The sequence below is a fragment of the Emticicia sp. CRIBPO genome (assembly GCF_009905725.1).
Taxonomy (GTDB): domain Bacteria; phylum Bacteroidota; class Bacteroidia; order Cytophagales; family Spirosomataceae; genus Leadbetterella.
Map to the genome: position 1 here is coordinate 240,157 of NZ_JAAAKV010000001.1, position 19,083 is coordinate 259,239.

A 19,083-nucleotide genomic window follows, 5' to 3' on the forward strand; every position below is an offset into this window, starting at 1 on the left:
AAATGGTTTGGTTGTTTCTAATCTTAATGGTCGGAATGAATAATGACCGCATTCCCTTTCTGTTCGACGGGCAGGTCAAGAAGTGCCGTGAGCACATCTATAATTTCCTGGGAGCTTTCCGCCTTGAAATACCCTGCCAGCCGCCTGTTCACCAGCGTACTGTCTTCAAAAACCACATCCAGTCCGAAATGGTCCTTGAGAATAACCGCCACTTCAGAAAGCGGGGTCTGGTCGAAATAGAACTGATGGTTCTTCCATGAGCCATACAGTTCAGGTTGTTTGGTTTTAGTCAGCAGCAGATTACCCGAGTTATGGTTAAAAGTGACAACATCTCCGGGTTTCATGGTCAGTTTCCGGCCGGAATTATAGCTGACCTGCACTTTACCTTTGTTGAGAATCACTTTTTTCCCCTTTTCCCTTGAGTAGACGATAAATTCGGTTCCGAAAACTTCTACACCGAAATCACCATCCGTTTCTACCTTAAAACGCTTATTGTCAAAAGTGTGAGTCACATTGAACTCGCCCTCCCCTTCCAGCATCACCTCTCTTTTGTTTACATTAAAGCCCCATCTGGGCACATAGAGCGTAGAATTGGCGTTCAGGGTTACCACCGTCCCGTCTGTGAGTGACACGGTACGGGTCTGGGCGTTTCCGGTTTCATAACGCTCGTAGATCCATTGTTTTTTGAAAACATAGAGGTTGATCCCCATCAGCAGCGTTACAGACACGGCTATTTTCCACCAGGCCCACCAGCTTCGTGAGACTTCAGGCGTGAAAACATTTTCCTCCGTTGAGGCTCGTTCCTGGCTCCGTGGTTTTTCCATCAGCGTCAGGTATTTTTCCAGGGCTTCTTCAGTATCCGGGAGGTATTGGGGATGCATGCCTTCCCACTCGTCCAGGTACTGATAAAAAGTGGCTTCATTGCGTGGATCGGTCAGCCAGGCCTCTATCATTTTTTTCTGGATAGAAGTCGCCTTATCTTCAAAGAAATCAAATATTACGTTTTTCGGAATTGATTTTTCCATTTTTAAAATATTTAGCACATAGACAAATCCAAATAGTTTTACCCCACACCGTACAGTTAAAAATCAGATCAGAAGATGTGATATCAACAGCAGTCCCAAAAGCCAGTCCTCCTTGAGTTCAGATCTCAGCCTCGATAGTGCCCTGCTGATCAGTCTCTCTACGGCACTTACCGAAATCTGCATCTCGGAAGCCACTTCTGTATATTTCTTTCCTTCGAGCCTGTTGAGCTGAAACGCCTTGCGGCATTGCGGGGGAAGCTGTTCAATGATGCTGTCGAGCTTGCGGCTGAGTTCGTGATAATGAAGTACTTCATCCGGTTTGAGCACCGGCACTTTGTAGCGGAAATCCACGGCGTCAAGCGACGTCGTGCGGTTCAGTTCAAATTTAAGATAATTGTAGGCCCTGTAGCGGACAGCCTTGTATAAATAAGCCTGGTAAGAAGCAGTAATGTGTTCAAAAATACGTCCCTGCCAGAAGTTGGCAAAAACCTCAGAAACGATTTCCTCTGCAATGTCTCTGGAATACACAAATTTGATGGCGTGGTTGCATAAGTTGCCGTAATACTTCCTGAACAACATCTCACAGCCCTTTGCGGCATCCTGTACGAAAACCGCCTGGATAAAACGTTCTTCTGCTATCACCCCGGGAGCCTTACTGTCGTCACTGTGTATCCTCAGCCCTTTTGAACCTGACTGATCACCCTGATCAGGATATATTTCTGCCATAATTTTACCTGTTGGTTATTTATTGAACTAACCAAAGACAAAATTGCATTATTTTACCCCACATCCTTCAGGATATTTTTTAAAAATTTGCAAAAAAAGATTTTCAACTGCCCGTTCAGGGTTCTGAGGGGTAGTGAAAGAGGCTGATAAAGGTGCGGAAACCGGACGGATGACTTATTGACTCAAAAAAACAATAAGTCATCCGGAACAGATAAATTTACGTCATAAGATTAAACCTGTAAAGCAGCCATAGCAAAAGAATCCCTGGCTTTGTCTTTAAAAATATTCCTAACACTCATGTCCATTTCAAAGTGATGCAAACAGTCTTTTACCCCGTTCCTGAAAGCTTCAAAGATATCCTCAAACCTGGCGGAAACAGCGGTGTCCGACTTTCCTGTCATTTCGATCAGGTTTTGCAGAAAATGAATGTCTGCATTCCCTGAAACATAGTAAATTTCCCTGGCGTCAGCAAGCAACTCTTTTTCCTGGTCCGAAACCGGATGACTCAGTATGCGGCATTTCTCCGAATAAAGGTCTCTTTCATTACAAGGCAAAGGGTTTTTCTTCAACATCCAGGTTTTCACCCAGCTCATAAAGCCTTTCTCAGCATCAGGATTATGCGTGCATGATCCTGTCAAGGCACTAAAACTGTCCATCGAAGTGTACAAAAGGATAAGTGCAGGTGTCATCTTCTTCATTTGTACAGCATCTTCAATCGAATCAAAAATCTCTTCATAGGCTTTTCTGATTTCTTCCATTTTTTTGATTTGTTCTAGGTTTATAAAAGTACCATACCCCCCGTTTTTTATAGTCTGTTGTGCATAATAACATTATGAAAAGTGTCGGAAAACACGAATAAATTCCAGAATAACAGATGCAATTGTTGAAACATGAATCTCTGACCAGAATTCACCTTCGGTCGTAACCACTAAGCCTGCTATAAGGCCGGTTATTATTAAAAAAGCTATTGGTAAAATTTTTATTTGTTACGTATAAAGTTAAAAAGTAAAATTCAAATTAAAAAGCATTTTTAAATAAATGATTTTCAACCTGTTCACTTGAATAAGTTAAATTTTTACTTAGAAAAGTACCGCAAATATAAGGCCGGAATCAAAAAATAAAAGAAGTAAAACCATCAATATTTATTAAATCTAATAAAATATATTATCAGACCGTTCAGGTACGTTTACGTGTTGGAAAAATACAAACTCTTATATATACATGTCATTACAAAACATGTAATAACATGCAAATTTGTGCAACATAAATACTGATTAACGGAAGCTCTGATTATCAGGACTATTCCCTGAAAAATTTAAGTTTGAGTACATTCCTGCCAACCATCCTGCCCATTTCCTGACCCTGAACCAGGGCATCTCTGAAATGGATTCCTCCATATAATCTTGAAATACTGGTTTCATTGGCAGCAGTCCAGAAATTTTTAAAGTTCCGGGGCTCACCTACCCAATACTTGGAATAATCAGTAAAGGCGACACTGTCACCCATCAGGGAAGTCAGCACGGTAGCCATGGCAGCAGACTGAACAGAGTGGCCGGAAGGGAACTCCGGGAACGGGGGGGTTAAGAGTGTAGCCTCCCAACGGCTGTCGATGTACTTTTTGATATAAGCAACCGGCCGGATCAGGTTATGCTTGTACTTCGACTTCCAGCAGATGATCATCGCATCGTGAATGGCCAGGCCCAGCTGGCAGTAATCCCTGGCACCCTCGTCTAGCGGAACGGACTTATTTCTGAGCACCTGGGTAAGGATCGAAATAGAATGCCCTGTGGCGGTAGACGTGAAGGAAGCGGCGTCATCCCAGAAGTTGGCAATCGTATGTTTTTCAGAACCGGTTACCACGGTTTTGGATTCATCGTAAACCTCCAGGGCCTGCTTATAAAAAGGCGAGTTTTTGTATTTGGAAAAAGGCACCTTCGGGTTAATGCCGAAATCAGTGGTGTCTTCAGGATGGAAAGCCCTGGTTTTACCCCAATCAGGGTGCAAGGGTCCTGTATTCTCGAGGTCTGCCACCCGGTTGATTTCAAAACATGCATCACATTTCGGTAATTTATAGCCCAGGCTGTAGCTTCTCAGGTAAGATTGGTGGCCACCGTCTTTCATGGAATACAGATAAATAAGGTCGGCTACACTCAGGCCGTAATTGGTAGACTTCATCAGGGTCAAATGATCCACTCCATTCGTCAGACTGGCGTTGACGGAGTCTCTCAAAGCCATCACTTTCTCCATCCAGATATACGGTGCGGGCTGAAACATATAATCGACCATCTTAAAAACCGCATTGTTCAGAGCAATCTGGGGAATAAAACTGGAAGAATCCTGTTCAAATTCCGGAGGCCGGATGTAACCCTGGATCTGCCCGCTCATCGACAGGCTCTTCGGATAGGCAGGCAGAATAGATTCATAAGCCGCCAGGTTGATATAAGCCAGGGACCTCGCCGCCACATTGGGCGAATATCCGTTCGTTTGTTCTATCAGATCCAGTATAAGTACGTTCCATTTAACCAGCAGATCGGAGGTATTGAGATCATATTTCTTGTAAGGAAGACGGTTTTCAAAAAGAATAAGCTGGGTGGTATTTCCTTCCTGAAATTGTCTCTGAGGTTGAACTTGTGCGTATCCGTAAAAGCTGAGTAAAAATAATAATATGGTTTTTTTCATGATTTTGGTTTTAATCTACGCTAAAAATAACGAATATTGAATCCTAAAATTCTAATACAATTTAGTAACAATAATTATAAGTACCAATAAATCAAAGTTTTCAAAGACAAAACTATGCGGCCCAAAAAACTTTTCCTGCTGGATGCGATGGCACTCATTTACCGTGCCCACTTTGCGTTCATAAAAAACCCGAGGATTACTTCTACTAAAATCAATACCAGTGCGGTTTTTGGATTTACGAATACTCTGCTTGAAGTCATAAAAAAAGAGAAACCCACTCACCTGGCCGTGGCCTTTGACACCAAAGCCCCGACGTTCAGACATGATCAGTTTCCTGAATACAAAGCCAATCGTGAGGCCCAGCCCGAAGACATCACCATTGCCATCCCCTACGTAAAAAAACTGGTTAAGGCCCTGAACCTTGAACTGATAGAGCTCGATGGTTTTGAGGCTGACGACATCATTGGTACGCTGGCCAAAAAAGCCCCCAAAGATGAGTTTGATGTATATATGTACACACCTGATAAGGATTACGGTCAGCTGGTGGACGAACACATTTTCCTGTACAAACCGGCTTTCCTAGGCAATGGCGTGGAAATCCTGGGAGTACCCGAAATCCTGGCCAAATGGGAAATCAGCACCATCGACCAGGTGATTGACATGCTGGGACTGATGGGTGATAAAGTGGATAACATTCCGGGTATTCCGGGAGTGGGCGAAAAAACCGCAGCCAAGTTGTTGGCCCAGTTCGGTTCTGTGGAACAGATACTGGAAAACGCGGACCAGATTCCGGGCAAACTGGGAGAGAAAATAAAATCAGGAAAAGAAAGTGCCATCATTTCAAAACACCTGGCCAGAATTGACATCAATGTTCCTGTTGAATTCTCGGAAGAAAAACTTCTTGTCGGCGATCCTAATAATGATGAACTGGCTGAGCTGCTTGATGAACTGGAATTCAGGACCCTCAAAAGCAGGCTTATCAAATCAGGGGCTGTTCCTGAAACGGAAGGGATTTCTACACCTGTTCCGAAAAAGACAAAAACAATTGACAACCAGATCTCTCTGTTTGGCGATGCCCCTTCTGATGATCCGGAAGAAGGAGAAGACAACACGCCTAAAAACAGGGATACGATCAACAATACCGTACATGAATATCATCTCATTGATACCCCTGAAGCCAGAGCTGACCTGATTCAATACCTGTTGGTGCAGGACGAACTTTGTTTTGATACAGAAACAACCGACATTGACGCCAATGATGCTGAAATTGTCGGGCTTTCCTTTGCCTATCTTCCTCACGAAGCTTATTATGTGAATTTCCCTGCCAACAGGGAAGAGGCCCAGGCCATCATGGAAGAGTTCAGGGAAGTTTTTGAACATCCCGGCATCACCAAAATCGCCCAGAACCTTAAATATGACCTCACTATCCTGGCTAATTACGGCATAGAGATAAAAGGAAAACTATATGACACCATGCTGGCACACTACATTGTGGAGCCCGAGCAGAGACATGGTATGGATTATATGGCCGTGAATTACCTGAATTACGAACCGGTTTCGATTGAAGAGCTGATCGGCAAAAAAGGCAAGAAACAAACCAACATGCGTGATGTAGACCTCGAGCAGATCAAAGAATATGCGGCTGAAGATGCGGACATCACCCTGCAGCTCAAGCATATCCTGGATGAGGAATTAAAGAAAACCAGCCAGGAAAAACTGCTTTATGAAGTTGAGGTTCCGCTTGTGCGGGTGTTGAGCGACATGGAAATGGAAGGTGTGAAACTGGATGTACATGCCCTTTATGACCTTTCAGAAGTGCTGACCAAAGATATCCTGGATGCCCAGCGTCAGATATTTGATATCGCAGGATTTGAGTTCAATGTAGGCTCTCCAAAACAACTGGGTGAGATCCTGTTCGAAAGGATGAAGATCGATGCCAAACCGAAGAAAACGCCTACCGGCCAATACGCCACCGGAGAAGATATCCTGACCAATTATGAAGCAGAACATGAAATCGTAAGAAAAATTCTTGATTTCAGAGAGCTTTCAAAATTGAAAAGCACTTATGTAGATGCCCTTCCTGCTTTGATTTCCAAGAGAACAGGCCGGATACATACTTCTTATAACCAGGCGGTTACAGCCACCGGGCGTCTGAGTTCAACCAACCCGAACTTACAGAACATCCCGATCAGGACAGAAAGAGGCCGCGAAATCAGGAAAGCGTTCATTCCGAAAGACGACCAGCACGTGATACTCTCTGCCGATTACTCGCAGATCGAGTTGCGGATCATGGCGGCTTTCAGCGAGGACGAAAGTATGATTGAGGCGTTCAACCAGAACATCGACATCCACTCGACCACTGCCAGCAAGGTTTTCAAAGTGCCCCTGGCCGAGGTCAGTTCTGATATGAGACGAAAAGCCAAAATGGTCAACTTTGGTATTATTTACGGTATTTCGGCTTTCGGTCTGGCCCAGAGGCTGGGGATTCCGAGAGGTGAAGCCAAAGACATCATTGACGCCTATTTTGAACAATTCCCGAAAGTAAAAGGCTTTATGGACAGCTGTATCGTCAATGCCAGGGAAAACGAATTTGTAGAAACCATCCTGGGCCGCAGAAGATATCTGAGAGACATTAACTCCAGAAACCAGACCAATCGTGGTTTTGCGGAACGAAATGCCATCAACGCCCCGATACAGGGCAGTGCGGCCGACCTGATCAAGGTGGCGATGATCAACATCCACCAGTTTATCAAAGAAGAGAAACTCAAATCAAGAATGATACTGCAGGTACATGATGAATTGGTCTTCGATACACACGTATCGGAGATAGACCTGATGAAAGAAAAAGTACACGAGCTGATGTCCACAGCCATTCCTTTGTCGGTGAAGATTGACACGGGCATCGGAGTAGGTAAAAACTGGCTGGAAGCTCACTGATAAATAAAAAATCCCCGGCGAAACCGGGGATTTTTTATTTTAATTTCATTTTTAACTTCAGGTGATTTTCTCTGCGTCCTGAGTATCCAAAAACTCCTGCAACCTTACAATTCTTATTCCGCGAAAAGGAGTTAAGTTAAGTAAATGCTTTTTATCACCAGTGATAAGATATTCAGACCCAGAAGAGACTGCCAATTCTAAAAGATAGTTATCATCAGGATCTATACTATCAAAAATTTGTATATCAGAATTTATAAAAGTAAGTCTGTATTCTAACACCTCAATATATTCATCAACATGACTTAGGCTTACATATTTACGAAATTTCTCTCTGTACCCAACTTCCCTGATCTCCTCTAATAAAGTTTTGTCAGCATAAATTCTGATCTCAGGATTAGCCAAAACACTGAACAACTTATCTCTGTGTTTTTTACCGATCAAAGCACTTTTAAAGTCATTAGTATCAATTACAATATTCATACACCAGACTTTCTCTCCCTTCTAAAAGCTTTAATCTCTTCAAGAATTTCATCTTCACTCATTTCAGGTTCATTCTGGGGCAGTTTTGATTCCAGCTTATTCCACAAATCCGGCCACGAAGTTTTAATAGAAATTAAATCCAGATCTATAAGATCTTCAATCAGCTTCCTTGCTTTGGGGTTTTTGATTTCTATAGTAAGTGTTTCCATAAAACTCATTTTTACAAATATGACATTTTTAACTCTAAAAAATTCGTACTAAAAAAAAGAGAGCCATTTGTTAACGATGACTCTCTTTCTGAAATATTTTTCCGGTTATTAATTACTTCGGAATCGTCTTTATCTCAAATTTCAATTTGGCGGGTGAAAGTCTCGGAATTACCTGCTGATTTCTCAGGTAGGTTAAATTATAAACATTGGAAATCACTTTAGAGAATTTCTCGAATACACCTTTCAATTCCTTTACATTCTCAGGGAAACTGGCAGATCCTCCGTTGCTCGCCAACTTGTTCAGGACTGTTTTATCCACGCCGCCGTTACCGTTCAGACCGATCGCAAAACTGGTGATCTTATAGGTATTTTTATCTCCCTTGATTTTATTGATCAGGTAATCCACATTGACGTTAGGGCTGGAGTTGTTGTCTGCACCATCCGTAAAAATAAATAAAACCTTACTTTGGGAAGTAGACATCTGTAGTTTATCAATCCCTTCGTCAACCGCATTGTAAAGTGTCGTAAATTTCCCTTGCTTGAGCCCTTTGATATACTTTTTCAAGGCTTCCCTGTCTGTCGTAAGCGGATAGCTTCTGACATCATCAGCAAAATCGACCACACCCATCTGGACAACCTTCCGGTCGGTAAATACCTTATCGACAAAGTCGGAGGCATATTGCTTGATCGTTTCAAAATCAGCACCTAATGATTCACTGCGGTCCAGAACCAACATGACACTGATGTCTTCAGACTGGTTAAAGTCCATCGTAAACTCAATGTCTTTTTTCCACTCACTGTTTCTATACTCATAGGCAGTAATAGATTCAATGTTGTAATTGTTTGACGAAGCATCTACAATCCTGAAATTGTCAATGATCACCTTCGTGAAGCTCTGCCCTTCTGTTACTCCGCCAAAAGTTTTGGTAAAGTCAATCTTGATTTCCCTGGAAGTTTTTTGTTCGTCGAACCTCACCTCAGGGCTTTTGCCCGAGATATTCCAGAAGTCAAGATAAATTTCGAAGGTTTTCCCCTTGGGATTTATGCCGCTCCCCCCGCAATTGAACATAATAAGGGAAACTAACACAAGACTTGTAATTAAGAAAGCATATTTTATTTTCATAGTACCAAATTTAATAAATTTCAATCCGGATAACGAAACAATCCTGCCAAAACTTTTAAATACCTCGAAAAAAATGGCCAAATTTGCGTAAATTTTTATCGAATGAATACAGGAATTGTGATTTTAGCAGCCGGATCGTCCCAGAGAATGGGTACTCCCAAGCAGCTTTTACCGGTGTTTGGCACCAGTCTTATCAAATATTTTATTGAAGAAGCCATGGAAACCCCATGCTACCCTATCACGGTGGTGGTAGGTGCCCACAAAGCCAAGATCGTTCCTGAACTCAAAAATATGCCCATCAGTATTGTCGATAACCCCGCCTGGGAAACCGGCATCGGCAGTTCCGTCAAAATGGGCGTGGTAGGCACTTATATGGTCAGTAAAGACATTGAAGGCCTGATCATCATGACCTCCGACATGCCGTTTGTCAACAGGCACTGCATCAAGGCACTCATCCAGAAGGCTATAGAAAACCCCGAGAAAGACGTCATCGCCAGTAAATATGCCGGAACAGTCGGTGTGCCCGCCTTGTTCAGAAGGAAGGTCCTGGAGCAGCTTCTTGACCTAAAAGGAGAGTCAGGGGCAAAAAAAGTAATTGAAAGCAACAAATCCAATGCACTTTTTGTTGACTTTGACAAGGGAGTCGTGGATCTTGATACGCAGACCGACTACTTTAATTTTATCCAATCAAAAAACTAATCAGGTGCAGGCAATCTTATATTATCTTTCGTTACCGTTTATTTACCTTTTCTCTTCCTTACCCTTAAGTGTCCTTTATGGTTTTTCGGATTACCTGGTATTTCCTTTAATGTACCATCTGACCGGATACAGGAGAAAAGTAGTGAGAGAAAACCTTGTCAATTCTTTCCCGGAGAAAACAACGGAAGAAATCAAAGCCATCGAAGTTAAATTTTACCATTACCTCTCCGACCTTTTCATTGAAATATTCAAAGGCTTCACCATTTCAAAAGACCAGATCAGGAAAAGAATAAGTTTTGAAAAAAATGATATTTTTCAGAAGTGGTACGATGAAAACAAAGACTGTGTCATGTCGGCAGGACACTACGGCAATCACGAATGGGTTTGTATGACCATGCCGCTTTATATGCCGCATCAAATCAAGGTACCGTACCGGGCTTTCAGCAATACCTATATGGAAGGGCTTTTCAACAGGGCCAGGTCTATTTTCGGAGCTCACATGTTTCCTACCCACAATACTTACAGGGAAATCATGCAGAAACATACACAACCTTTTATTGTTTGCCTGGCCAACGACCAGTCGGCCCAACCCGACAAAGCTTACTGGACCAGGTTTCTGAACCAGGACACTTCTTTTTTTGTGGGTACGGAGAAAATTGCCAAGCGATTTAACATGCCGGTATTTTTCACCAAAATCAAACAGGTTAAACGTGGTTACTATCATGTGTCATTTGAACTGATCAGTGAAAACCCGGCCGAAGAACCTGAAGGAGCCCTGATGGAAAAACATGCGAAAATCCTGGAAGATGAAATAAAAGCAGCCCCTGAATTCTGGCTCTGGTCGCACCGCCGCTGGAAACACAAAATGCCTGAAGGAGTCAGCTATGGTTTTAACATAGCGAAAAAAGACTGACCCACCCTTCTTATCCTTAAATTTACAGGAATTCTACCTTTTTTGGGGAATAAAATCCCCGAAGCCTGCAGGCCTTTGGCTCATATACCAGCTAAATCACTGATTATAAGCCGGAACGATGTTTTATTATTCTATGGCATAAAACATCTATAACATATGAAAACCAATCAAACCACCATCGTAAAACTAGTACTTTCAGCCCTTGTGCTGTCAGCCTTCGTATCTTGTAAATCAAGCAGGACGATCTCAAAATCAAAAACTGAAGCGACTTCTTACTCGGCACCTCCTGCCAATGACATGGAGAGAACCGTCGATAAATACTCAGAAAAAGGAGAAATCGGCAAGCAACTCTATATAAAAATGGGAGATTATGCCAAAGTGCTGAACGAAAACCTGAGTGATGTAGCCACCGTAAGCCAGGTCGGCGAAGGTATCATTGTTACCATGAAAAAAGGAGATTATTTTGACGTGGAGTCATTCATGCTCAAAAAAGACCGTGAACATGATTTCCTTAAAGTAGTGCACTCACTTAAGATGATTCCTGATACTTATGTCCAGGTTTCTGGACACACCGATAATACCGGTTCAAAAGCTTTCAATGACAAGCTTTCCAAAGAAAGGGCTCACCAGGTAGCTAATTTCATGAACAGGTTCGGCGTGGAAGAAAGCCGGTTATTTTATGAAGGATACGGAGAGAAAATCCCGGGATTCACCAATAAAACCCTCACCGGACGTGACAGAAACAGAAGAGTAGACTTTGTAATCATCCCTTCCAACGCTATGAGAGAGGAAGTGGCTAAAAATAATTAACGCAGCTTAAAAAAGTAAGAACGTTAGAAAGGCATGGCTGCTAAGCCATGTCTTTTTTATTCTATGTATGTGTTGTTCTTGTCCCCATCGACAAAACCCCTGATTTTCCGCTCCTGACCATCAATATTTACATATCGCATGGTAATCCGGCGGGGGTCAACGTTTTTAGGAACCGTCCAGCTGAACACAGCCGGTTTCCTGGAGCTCAGCGTAAAATTGATGATTTTATCACCCACCTTAAGTTCTATGTTTGTTTTGTCCGTTTCATCATGATACGGATACATCATCACCAGGCTCAGCTTATCCCCCTGGTAAATTCCGGAAGCAAGGATTTCCTTATTTCTGAAGGTATTCACCGGCGGATTAAACCTGATGTAGCGTAAAGTCTGGTCAAACTTATACTGATTATCTCTGCAGACCTTGGCAAAAGTCTGAACAGCAGCCGTATAGACCACATACCTTGAATAATTGTCATCTCCGGCAATGTTATCGTTGTATGAAGCATCGTCCGTATTGTTCCAGTAATCCTTAGGCTTATCCCAGCTGTATCCGGGCACAGGATAGAGTTTCTCTCCTATATGTTTAATATCCTGCCTTCCCTGCCCCACATAAGCCAGAGGTTCTCCCGCCCAGCCGTTATCCCAGCTTTCAACGTAATCCACGCCGTTAAAAAAGGCAAACAACACCTGGTATAAAATCGCATATTCTCCTGTCTCTCTTATTTTGTACTCGTTTCCTCCATAAGTCCATGGCTCGGTTCTCGGCCTGAATGTGATCGCCTTCTTTTTACCATATGGCCGCCATTTTGAAATATCAAAATCATTGAATTCGGATTTTGCAAAGTTCAGGGAAGCGATCGTGAGATAGTCCTGGTACAGATAAAGCTCCTGCAGCATCCATTCCACATCCGTTTTCCAGTCTTTTTTATCAGGTATCTGGCTGTGTTTCTGCAACTGCACGTCAGGCTGGTTAAGCATCCTGAATTTCCTGCCGAAAATCTCCTCTGTAAAATTATCTTTTCTGAGCACCCTCTTTCCTGAAGCATCGAGCACATATTTACCGCCATTTTTCTGGTAAATGGAACCCTTTATTACCGGTACTTTAAAATACCCTCCTGAAACTTCCAGGGTGGCCCGGGCCTGTGCATAAGAATGAAAGTTAAAGGCAAAACTTCGCAACTCCCTGATATTCAGGATATCACTTTGCGTGAATTTATGCGGATAACTGGTAAGATTAGCCAGGTAAAAAAAGTTGAATGCCTTTCCGTAGAGGTTGATGATACAGGTGGCATTTTCCATCCGCCAGCCTTTGAGCACATTTCCCAAAAAGGCGTTTACACCTCCTGAAAATTGCTCCTCATCCAGTAAAAAATACCCATAATCTGACTTCCTGTTGTACGTTTTGGCCGGATAATCGTAGCCAATCCCCCTCCGTTGCCAGCATCTTTTACCCATCTCAATGGCTGTTTTCTCCGAAACAGCTGACCAATTGGAGGTGGTCACATTGATGGCATCAGGATATTTCGGGGCCAGTTCTACCGCCACTTCCTTAAGCAAGTCGGTAAAGCCGACAAACCAGTGCTGGGTTCTGGCCGGAGCCTGGCTGGCCGTAAAAGCATTGCTGTTTGAAAAATGCGTAAATCCCTTTTTATATATCTCAAGAGGTTCGCTTCTGCTCCACTCTATAAAAGCCGGAGACCCGAAACCCAATACAGCTTTGTGATTGTCCGGCAGGGCCATGTCCTTAAACTGCGAAATATTAAAGGTATTCTGGGTGGTTTCCAGTTGATACGGAACAATTACTGAATTGGCAGGGCCACCTTTTACGGGCTCAGCAGCTTTCTTAGCGACAATATCTGTTCGTTTGGATGGAGACGGATTTGATTTCTCAGAAGACTGGATCCAGGAAACTGAATAAAGAAGGCCGCCGGCGGATAAAAGGATTAAAAGTATTTTTTTCATGGACAATGGTTATTTTTTCAAAGGAAGTAATTTAACGACAACAAACCGGAATAATTACAACACCCAGGCAATTAACAGAGATTTTAAAAGAAAAACGGCAGTTTCTCTCACTTTTTACAATATTATTTTAAATTTGTCTTCAATATTATCAGTTCTACATACAAATTAAAAATCACCATGAAAAAAATCCTAAGTTTAATCATTATTCTTTCCATTACTTCTGTCGGTGCATTTGCTCAGTTTGGCGTAAAAGCCGGAGTAAACCTTACCAAAATCTCTACAGATGCCGGTTCATTTTCTGCCAATGTTGAAGAAAGTCTCAAAAACAGAACAAACTTTGCTTTTGGGGTATGGGCCAGAATGGGAAAAACCATCTATTTGCAGCCCGAATTCATCGTTGCCTCCAAAGGCGGAGAAGTGGTCGTTGACAATAACCCCATCAAAGCCACTTACACCGATATTGATGTACCTGTTTTGGTCGGTATCAAAGTCATTCCTTTTCTTAGATTGAATGCCGGGCCTGTAGCCTCTTTTAAAATAGCAGAAGGAAAAGCTTTCGGCGAAGCCATCAAGGACCCCAACACCAAAGACACCTTTAAAGATGCCAAATTCGGCTACCAGGCCGGAGCCGGGGTTACTTTCGGGGGTATAGACATTGATGTCCGCTATCTGGGCAGCTTTGGCAATGTTTCTTCTGTTGAAGATCTCAAGCAAAAAAGCAGCGGCTGGCAGATAACTGCAGGCCTTAAACTTTTCTGATCCTTTACGATATTGTGGCATCTGATTACCGCTTTGATGAAAATTAAAGCGGTATTTTTTTTATTCCCGGATATCCTTTTCTAATTTACCCAAAAAAACCAGTTCATGGAAAAATCAAAACCCGTTTCTTATTCCCGGACAACCATAACCGAGCTGATGATCCCTTCTTATGCCAACTTCGGCGGAAAAATACACGGAGGAATACTCTTGTCGCTCATGGACAAAGTAGCCTATGCCTGTGCCTCAAAACACGCCGGAGCCTATGTGGTGACGGTTTCTGTCGACGGCGTTAATTTTTTACAACCCATAGAAGTCGGTGAGCTCGTTTCCCTGATGGCCTCAGTCAATTACGTCGGACGCAGTTCCCTGGTGGTCGGGATAAGGGTAATTTCAGAAAATGTCATTACGGGAGAGCAGAAACATACCAATAATTCATACTTTACCATGGTGGCCAAGGACGAAGAAGGTAAACCCAAAGAAGTCCCTTTCCTTACCCTGGAAACAGAAGATGATGTACGAAGGTGCCTTGAAGCCATCAAAAGAAAGCAATTAAGAGAAAAATTCAAAGATGATTTCGATAACGAAAAATCGTGCCTGCACCTGGATGAAGACCTGCATTTACTTGACGGGCAACGGATCAAATTAAAGAAAAAACTGATTCAATAATACCTGTACGCAATACTCACTGATAAACCGCCCTGCCGGAACAATCGCGGCTTTTAGTGAGACATGCAGGAGACGTTTCTGCCTGTAATAAAACCGGCAGACTGACATCTCTTTCCCTTCACATTTTTTGGTTAATAAACCGGGCTTCAAACCTCAGAGGCTGTTGATAAGTGTGTATTATATAAACCTTACCCAAAATTGTGTAATGCATTAACCTGTAGATTTGGTGACTTTTGTATAAGACAATCAATCACAATTAAAGCTGATACAAAATGAACGAAAAAATCAATTTCCACGATGAGGAAGCCATCAAACAACTTCAGAAACTGGTCGAGGAGATAAACATTTGCCTGTTCTGCACCAATCTTAAAACAGATGACGGTTCCACATGCCGTCCTATGGGAGCACAAAAGGTTTGTGAACAAGGAAACATCTGGTTTTTCAGCGACGTAAACAGCTACAAAAACAAAGAAATTGAGCAAAATAAAAATGTTCAGCTATTTTTTTCACATCCTGGCAAAAGCTCATACCTGGTCGTAAACGGTGAGGCAGAAGTAATTATTGACCGGAGTAAGACAGAAGAACTATGGACACCATTAGTAAAAACATGGTTTAAAGACGGCAAAGACGATCCTGACATTTCTATAATTAAAGTGGCTCCGGTAAGTGCCTATTATTGGGACACTGAGGGTAATAAAATGATAAACTTCTTAAAGATGGTAGCTTCAGTGGCCACCGGAACAACGCTTCTTGATAGCCAGGAAGGATCTATAAATGTAAATTAAAATGTCTTTAAAATGGAAAATGCCAAATCGATCGAAGTACTAAATACACTTATTACTATTAATAACGACAGGATTGAAGGATATCAGACAGCCCTTGAAGAAACAGATGAACAGGAATTAAAAGGCTTGTTTTCTCAGTTTTCGAATACCAGTCAAAAATGCAGACAAGAATTGGAAGGCGAAGTCGGTAAACTGGGGGGCATTCCTGCCGAAGGAACTATGATCTCCGGAAAATTCTTCCGTGTCTGGATGGATGTAAAAGCCGCAATCACCATGAAAGACCGCAAAGCCATACTTAATTCATGTGAGTATGGAGAAGATATAGCGGTTAGCACCTACGAAAAAGTGTTGAGTGAGCATCTTTCCGATATTACAGATGAACAAGCGGCAATGATCAAATCACAACATACATTGATAAAAGCTGATCATAACGAAGTCAAGTCATTGCGTGACGCCTTGTCAGAAGCCTGATAACGCTAAACAGAACATGTCATACCGCACCTTCAGTGATCATCGGGTTCAACAATAGAAACAGTTTCAGAAAAGTCAGTTTCTGAAACTGTTATACCTGTTATCAAGGCTATGCAGCAGATAAACTGAATTATTTATCAATACCTTTTCTTTGGTAACGCCCCCGGAAACCACACAAATCTCATCAGACAGCAAAAATCGCACAGACTTCACATTCACTTTTTTTTAACTCCTTCTTAGTGTCAAAATCACCGCTCAATAAATCAAGACCATGAAAAAACATAAAGATCAATCAGGTAAAGAAACCGGCAATGCCGGCTTTCCCCAGCCGCAATCCCATATTATCGTTGAACTCACAGAATACGTTCCTGATTCCATCGTAAGTAAGACTGTTGTAAAAAAAGCGGGCGGGGATGTAACCGCAAGCTCTTTTGACGAAGGAGAAAAGCTGTGTGAAAAAAGTATTGAATATGACACCTACGTTCAGATTATTGACGGAAAAGCAGAAGTCACCGTCAGCAATAAAGATTACAAACTTAATCTGGGAGAGGGGATGATCATCCCGGCACACGCATTGCATTGCTTTAAGGCTGACAAGCAGTTCAAAATGTTAACCACCATTATCAAAGATTTTAAAGAAGATTAGGATACCAAAGTCTGTTACATCAAAAAATCAGGCTTCTCCGTACTCCAGGATATTTTGTAATCGCATAATAAACTGTTTTCCTTCCCTGCTCAGATTTTCGAATTCCGGGTTTAGTAAATTAAGAACAATGAGGCTTTTGGCTAAAGATTGATTTTCTGTTGCCGTAGGTTTAACCTGTTCGTTTCCTTCAGGGAGTTGTTGATCATATTTTAGATTTGGCATGATGGTAACTGAGTTTAAAATAAAGATGATTTAAGCCGGGGACTTGTTTTGGGAAAGGTATAAAAAGCACCATCAAGGGTGTGGTGCTTTTATTATATAAAGAATCAAATCTGGTAACCATTACAATTACCTATACATAAACTGCTCGCTTTTTTTAAAGACTCTTTGAATTGAGAGCCTTTCCGGATGCTGGTATAAGATAAGCTCCGGCAATCTCGTACTGAGAAGGACATATTTAAGAACTTTCACTTTTCGTAAAAGGAACGGTTCCATTCTTTCGGGAGTTAAACTGAATTTCATTAAAGTATAATTTAAAAGGAAAAGGCTTTAGTGCAATATCTCGTCGTTAATTACCCTACAAAAGTCACTGATTCTCAACAAATAATTATTACAAAATAATGATTAGAATTTACATTATTCACAGATTTTCAAGGTGATTACGCCTTTTATCCCCCAGTTTTTTTGAAAAAGGACGGAGTCAGACCAGTATTTTTTTTGAATTGATAAGACAAGTGGCCTACACTGCTGTAATGAAGTTTGAAGGCAATTTCGGTAATATTGAGTTCATCATAAATGATGAGTTCCTTAACTCTTTCAATTTTATGATTAATCAGAAATCGCTCTATTGTGATTCCCGTTGCTTCAGAGAAAATATTGGAAAGATAAGTGTAATCATGATTGAGTTTTTTGCTGATAAACTCAGAATTCTTTACTTTGGGAAGTTCATCTGAATAATGGACCATTTCAACAATGACGTTCTTGATCTTTTCGATCAAAGTGGCTTTTCTGTCATCCATGAGTTCCAGTCCTGACCGCATCAGGCCCGCTTGCAACTTGTCCTTCTGATCTGAAGTAATATCTTCTTCAATCTCCGCTTCTCCCAATTCCACTTTGAAGTATTTTAATCCGAGTTTGCTTAACTCTGATTTCACAATCATCTTGCACCGTATACTGACCATGAATTTAATATAGAGTTTCATAACTTAGGGCGTTTTAACAAATCCGCGGAAATTATTAGTACTTATCGGCAGATGTATGATCACCTTCCTTCAGAAATATCTCCCTGATTCTCTTAAAATCTGAAAGCAGTGTAGATTTTATTTTACTTTCTGTGGTGCCGAAAAAAACTGTAATTTCCTCCATCGTTACAGGATTTTGGATGACCATATTAAGGACCGGAAAGAGGCTGTTGCCGAAACGGCTTTCAATCACCGGCAGTCCTTTCAGTTTCAGAACCTGTGAAGAAGTGATATAGGTCTGGTGCAAAAGGCACAGGTATAAGGGTTTGGTACTTTCCTCAATTTTCTTCATTTTTTTTAGCTGAAAGAAGCATTCCGCCAGGATATCTTCAGCTAAATCCTTTTCATCAGTAAGGCATAAGATCGAAGAATACATCATGGAGCCGTATTTTTCATACATGCATTCCCAACCTTCCCGGTTATTTTGCATGATCATAAGAATTATATGATCGTCTGTAATGCGATTTGAAGTATTTAACATGGTGTGTGGATTTAACATGGCATTGAGAACCCTTACTGATCCGGCACGGAGATTCATTTCAAATATCTTTTGAAATAATCTGTAAAATGCTCAAAATCAGAAGTAAATATGAAATCAGAAGTTATGTTGGTAGATTTTATTTTCAAAGAAACAATATGGATTCTTAGTGCAAAGGTCGTCCTATTAATGAGAAATGTCGTTACACAATTATAGAAATAACTTGCATAATTACTACTTTTCAAATTACCTAATTATCCGCTGGTACTCAAATACTTATCTCCTGAAAAAACAAAAGACAGGTATCCCTTATTGGTTATGTTCAGGTTGCATCAGCAGGGAATCATCAAGATCGGAAATCAGCAGGCGAGGCCGGTGACGGGGAGTTAGCTATGGGAGAAATTCCCGTCATAGCTAAATCCCCCTTGTTCGGGCAAAAAGCTATGACAGTTTCTTCAGACAGGGTTTCTGTCAT

Annotated in this window: 20 protein-coding genes; 9 read left to right on the plus strand and 11 right to left on the minus strand. The window is 41.7% G+C overall.

Features of this window, described 5'->3' with window-relative positions:
• Positions 1 to 23: 23 nt before the first annotated feature.
• From GVN16_RS01040 to GVN16_RS01055, 4 genes are all read right to left on the minus strand, one after another.
• A complete protein-coding gene (locus GVN16_RS01040; RefSeq protein ID WP_166561975.1) occupies positions 24 to 1,025 on the minus strand; it encodes a FecR family protein in 1,002 nt (333 codons plus the stop codon).
• A gap of 63 nt (positions 1,026 to 1,088) precedes the next feature.
• On the minus strand, positions 1,089 to 1,751 hold the full coding sequence (locus GVN16_RS01045) for an RNA polymerase sigma-70 factor (protein ID WP_166561976.1): 663 nt from the start codon (positions 1,749 to 1,751) through the stop codon (positions 1,089 to 1,091).
• A 230-nt stretch (positions 1,752 to 1,981) separates the two neighbouring features.
• The gene (locus tag GVN16_RS01050) at positions 1,982 to 2,509 is read right to left on the minus strand and encodes a hypothetical protein (protein ID WP_166561977.1); all 528 of its coding nucleotides are present in this window, start codon (positions 2,507 to 2,509) and stop codon (positions 1,982 to 1,984) included.
• 541 nt (positions 2,510 to 3,050) lie between these two features.
• Positions 3,051 to 4,430 carry a vanadium-dependent haloperoxidase gene (locus GVN16_RS01055; protein ID WP_166561978.1) on the minus strand — a complete coding sequence of 460 codons (1,380 nt, stop codon included), beginning with the start codon at positions 4,428 to 4,430 and terminating at the stop codon, positions 3,051 to 3,053.
• A 114-nt stretch (positions 4,431 to 4,544) separates the two neighbouring features.
• Here GVN16_RS01055 and polA point away from each other — a divergent pair, with 114 nt between their 5' ends.
• Positions 4,545 to 7,367 carry a DNA polymerase I gene (polA, locus tag GVN16_RS01060; RefSeq protein WP_166561979.1) on the plus strand — a complete coding sequence of 941 codons (2,823 nt, stop codon included), beginning with the start codon at positions 4,545 to 4,547 and terminating at the stop codon, positions 7,365 to 7,367.
• A gap of 57 nt (positions 7,368 to 7,424) precedes the next feature.
• Here polA and GVN16_RS01065 read toward each other — a convergent pair whose 3' ends face one another.
• From GVN16_RS01065 to GVN16_RS01075, 3 genes are all read right to left on the minus strand, one after another.
• Positions 7,425 to 7,847, minus strand: coding sequence for a putative toxin-antitoxin system toxin component, PIN family (locus tag GVN16_RS01065; protein ID WP_166561980.1), 423 nt, complete (start codon positions 7,845 to 7,847; stop codon positions 7,425 to 7,427).
• Entirely contained in the window at positions 7,844 to 8,056 is a 213-nt protein-coding gene (locus GVN16_RS01070; RefSeq protein ID WP_166561981.1) for a hypothetical protein, read from the minus strand. The genes GVN16_RS01065 and GVN16_RS01070 overlap by 4 nt, the downstream gene beginning before the upstream one ends.
• Positions 8,057 to 8,168: 112 nt before the next feature.
• Positions 8,169 to 9,179, minus strand: a complete 1,011-nt coding sequence (locus tag GVN16_RS01075; protein ID WP_166561982.1) for a VWA domain-containing protein — start codon at positions 9,177 to 9,179, stop codon at positions 8,169 to 8,171.
• 102 nt (positions 9,180 to 9,281) lie between these two features.
• On the opposite strand from GVN16_RS01075, the gene GVN16_RS01080 reads away from it, so the two are divergent.
• From GVN16_RS01080 to GVN16_RS01090, 3 genes are all read left to right on the plus strand, one after another.
• Entirely contained in the window at positions 9,282 to 9,878 is a 597-nt protein-coding gene (locus GVN16_RS01080) for an NTP transferase domain-containing protein (protein ID WP_166561983.1), read from the plus strand.
• 4 nt (positions 9,879 to 9,882) lie between these two features.
• Entirely contained in the window at positions 9,883 to 10,791 is a 909-nt protein-coding gene (locus GVN16_RS01085) for a lysophospholipid acyltransferase family protein (RefSeq protein ID WP_166561984.1), read from the plus strand.
• Positions 10,792 to 10,947: 156 nt separating this feature from the next.
• The gene (locus GVN16_RS01090) at positions 10,948 to 11,601 is read left to right on the plus strand and encodes an OmpA family protein (RefSeq protein WP_166561985.1); all 654 of its coding nucleotides are present in this window, start codon (positions 10,948 to 10,950) and stop codon (positions 11,599 to 11,601) included.
• A gap of 56 nt (positions 11,602 to 11,657) precedes the next feature.
• Here GVN16_RS01090 and GVN16_RS01095 read toward each other — a convergent pair whose 3' ends face one another.
• On the minus strand, positions 11,658 to 13,562 hold the full coding sequence (locus tag GVN16_RS01095) for a hypothetical protein (protein ID WP_166561986.1): 1,905 nt from the start codon (positions 13,560 to 13,562) through the stop codon (positions 11,658 to 11,660).
• A gap of 177 nt (positions 13,563 to 13,739) precedes the next feature.
• On the opposite strand from GVN16_RS01095, the gene GVN16_RS01100 reads away from it, so the two are divergent.
• From GVN16_RS01100 to GVN16_RS01120, 5 genes are all read left to right on the plus strand, one after another.
• Positions 13,740 to 14,321: an outer membrane beta-barrel protein gene (locus GVN16_RS01100; RefSeq protein WP_166561987.1), complete on the plus strand. Its 582-nt coding sequence runs from the start codon at positions 13,740 to 13,742 to the stop codon at positions 14,319 to 14,321.
• A 105-nt stretch (positions 14,322 to 14,426) separates the two neighbouring features.
• The gene (locus GVN16_RS01105; protein ID WP_166561988.1) at positions 14,427 to 14,987 is read left to right on the plus strand and encodes an acyl-CoA thioesterase; all 561 of its coding nucleotides are present in this window, start codon (positions 14,427 to 14,429) and stop codon (positions 14,985 to 14,987) included.
• 272 nt (positions 14,988 to 15,259) lie between these two features.
• Positions 15,260 to 15,772 (plus strand): pyridoxamine 5'-phosphate oxidase family protein, encoded by a 513-nt coding sequence (locus GVN16_RS01110; RefSeq protein WP_166561989.1) that lies wholly within the window; start codon positions 15,260 to 15,262, stop codon positions 15,770 to 15,772.
• Positions 15,773 to 15,784: 12 nt separating this feature from the next.
• On the plus strand, positions 15,785 to 16,243 hold the full coding sequence (locus GVN16_RS01115) for a PA2169 family four-helix-bundle protein (protein WP_166561990.1): 459 nt from the start codon (positions 15,785 to 15,787) through the stop codon (positions 16,241 to 16,243).
• Positions 16,244 to 16,514: 271 nt separating this feature from the next.
• Entirely contained in the window at positions 16,515 to 16,889 is a 375-nt protein-coding gene (locus tag GVN16_RS01120) for a cupin domain-containing protein (RefSeq protein ID WP_166561991.1), read from the plus strand.
• A 27-nt stretch (positions 16,890 to 16,916) separates the two neighbouring features.
• Here the strand turns inward: GVN16_RS01120 and GVN16_RS01125 are convergent, their stop codons facing one another.
• The 3 genes from GVN16_RS01125 to GVN16_RS01135 form a co-directional block, all read right to left on the minus strand.
• Positions 16,917 to 17,111 carry a hypothetical protein gene (locus tag GVN16_RS01125; RefSeq protein WP_166561992.1) on the minus strand — a complete coding sequence of 65 codons (195 nt, stop codon included), beginning with the start codon at positions 17,109 to 17,111 and terminating at the stop codon, positions 16,917 to 16,919.
• A gap of 446 nt (positions 17,112 to 17,557) precedes the next feature.
• Positions 17,558 to 18,091 (minus strand): AraC family transcriptional regulator, encoded by a 534-nt coding sequence (locus GVN16_RS01130; RefSeq protein ID WP_166561993.1) that lies wholly within the window; start codon positions 18,089 to 18,091, stop codon positions 17,558 to 17,560.
• A 34-nt stretch (positions 18,092 to 18,125) separates the two neighbouring features.
• Positions 18,126 to 18,560, minus strand: a complete 435-nt coding sequence (locus GVN16_RS01135) for a hypothetical protein (RefSeq protein ID WP_166561994.1) — start codon at positions 18,558 to 18,560, stop codon at positions 18,126 to 18,128.
• Between the last annotated feature and the right edge of the window lie 523 nt (positions 18,561 to 19,083).

Excerpts from the sequence above, each read along its gene's own strand:
- GVN16_RS01050 (WP_166561977.1), bottom strand. The coding sequence starts at position 2,509 with ATGGAAGAAATCAGAAAAGCCTATGAAGAGATTTTTGATTCGATTGAA.
- GVN16_RS01125 (WP_166561992.1), bottom strand. The coding sequence starts at position 17,111 with ATGCCAAATCTAAAATATGATCAACAACTCCCTGAAGGAAACGAACAG.
- GVN16_RS01100 (WP_166561987.1), top strand. The coding sequence starts at position 13,740 with ATGAAAAAAATCCTAAGTTTAATCATTATTCTTTCCATTACTTCTGTC.
- polA (WP_166561979.1), top strand. The coding sequence starts at position 4,545 with ATGCGGCCCAAAAAACTTTTCCTGCTGGATGCGATGGCACTCATTTAC.
- GVN16_RS01065 (WP_166561980.1), bottom strand. The coding sequence starts at position 7,847 with ATGAATATTGTAATTGATACTAATGACTTTAAAAGTGCTTTGATCGGT.
- GVN16_RS01110 (WP_166561989.1), top strand. The coding sequence starts at position 15,260 with ATGAACGAAAAAATCAATTTCCACGATGAGGAAGCCATCAAACAACTT.
- GVN16_RS01045 (WP_166561976.1), bottom strand. The coding sequence starts at position 1,751 with ATGGCAGAAATATATCCTGATCAGGGTGATCAGTCAGGTTCAAAAGGG.
- GVN16_RS01120 (WP_166561991.1), top strand. The coding sequence starts at position 16,515 with ATGAAAAAACATAAAGATCAATCAGGTAAAGAAACCGGCAATGCCGGC.
- GVN16_RS01090 (WP_166561985.1), top strand. The coding sequence starts at position 10,948 with ATGAAAACCAATCAAACCACCATCGTAAAACTAGTACTTTCAGCCCTT.
- GVN16_RS01105 (WP_166561988.1), top strand. The coding sequence starts at position 14,427 with ATGGAAAAATCAAAACCCGTTTCTTATTCCCGGACAACCATAACCGAG.
- GVN16_RS01070 (WP_166561981.1), bottom strand. The coding sequence starts at position 8,056 with ATGGAAACACTTACTATAGAAATCAAAAACCCCAAAGCAAGGAAGCTG.
- GVN16_RS01055 (WP_166561978.1), bottom strand. The coding sequence starts at position 4,430 with ATGAAAAAAACCATATTATTATTTTTACTCAGCTTTTACGGATACGCA.
- GVN16_RS01040 (WP_166561975.1), bottom strand. The coding sequence starts at position 1,025 with ATGGAAAAATCAATTCCGAAAAACGTAATATTTGATTTCTTTGAAGAT.
- GVN16_RS01130 (WP_166561993.1), bottom strand. The coding sequence starts at position 18,091 with ATGAAACTCTATATTAAATTCATGGTCAGTATACGGTGCAAGATGATT.
- GVN16_RS01135 (WP_166561994.1), bottom strand. The coding sequence starts at position 18,560 with ATGCAAAATAACCGGGAAGGTTGGGAATGCATGTATGAAAAATACGGC.
- GVN16_RS01080 (WP_166561983.1), top strand. The coding sequence starts at position 9,282 with ATGAATACAGGAATTGTGATTTTAGCAGCCGGATCGTCCCAGAGAATG.
- GVN16_RS01075 (WP_166561982.1), bottom strand. The coding sequence starts at position 9,179 with ATGAAAATAAAATATGCTTTCTTAATTACAAGTCTTGTGTTAGTTTCC.
- GVN16_RS01095 (WP_166561986.1), bottom strand. The coding sequence starts at position 13,562 with ATGAAAAAAATACTTTTAATCCTTTTATCCGCCGGCGGCCTTCTTTAT.
- GVN16_RS01115 (WP_166561990.1), top strand. The coding sequence starts at position 15,785 with ATGGAAAATGCCAAATCGATCGAAGTACTAAATACACTTATTACTATT.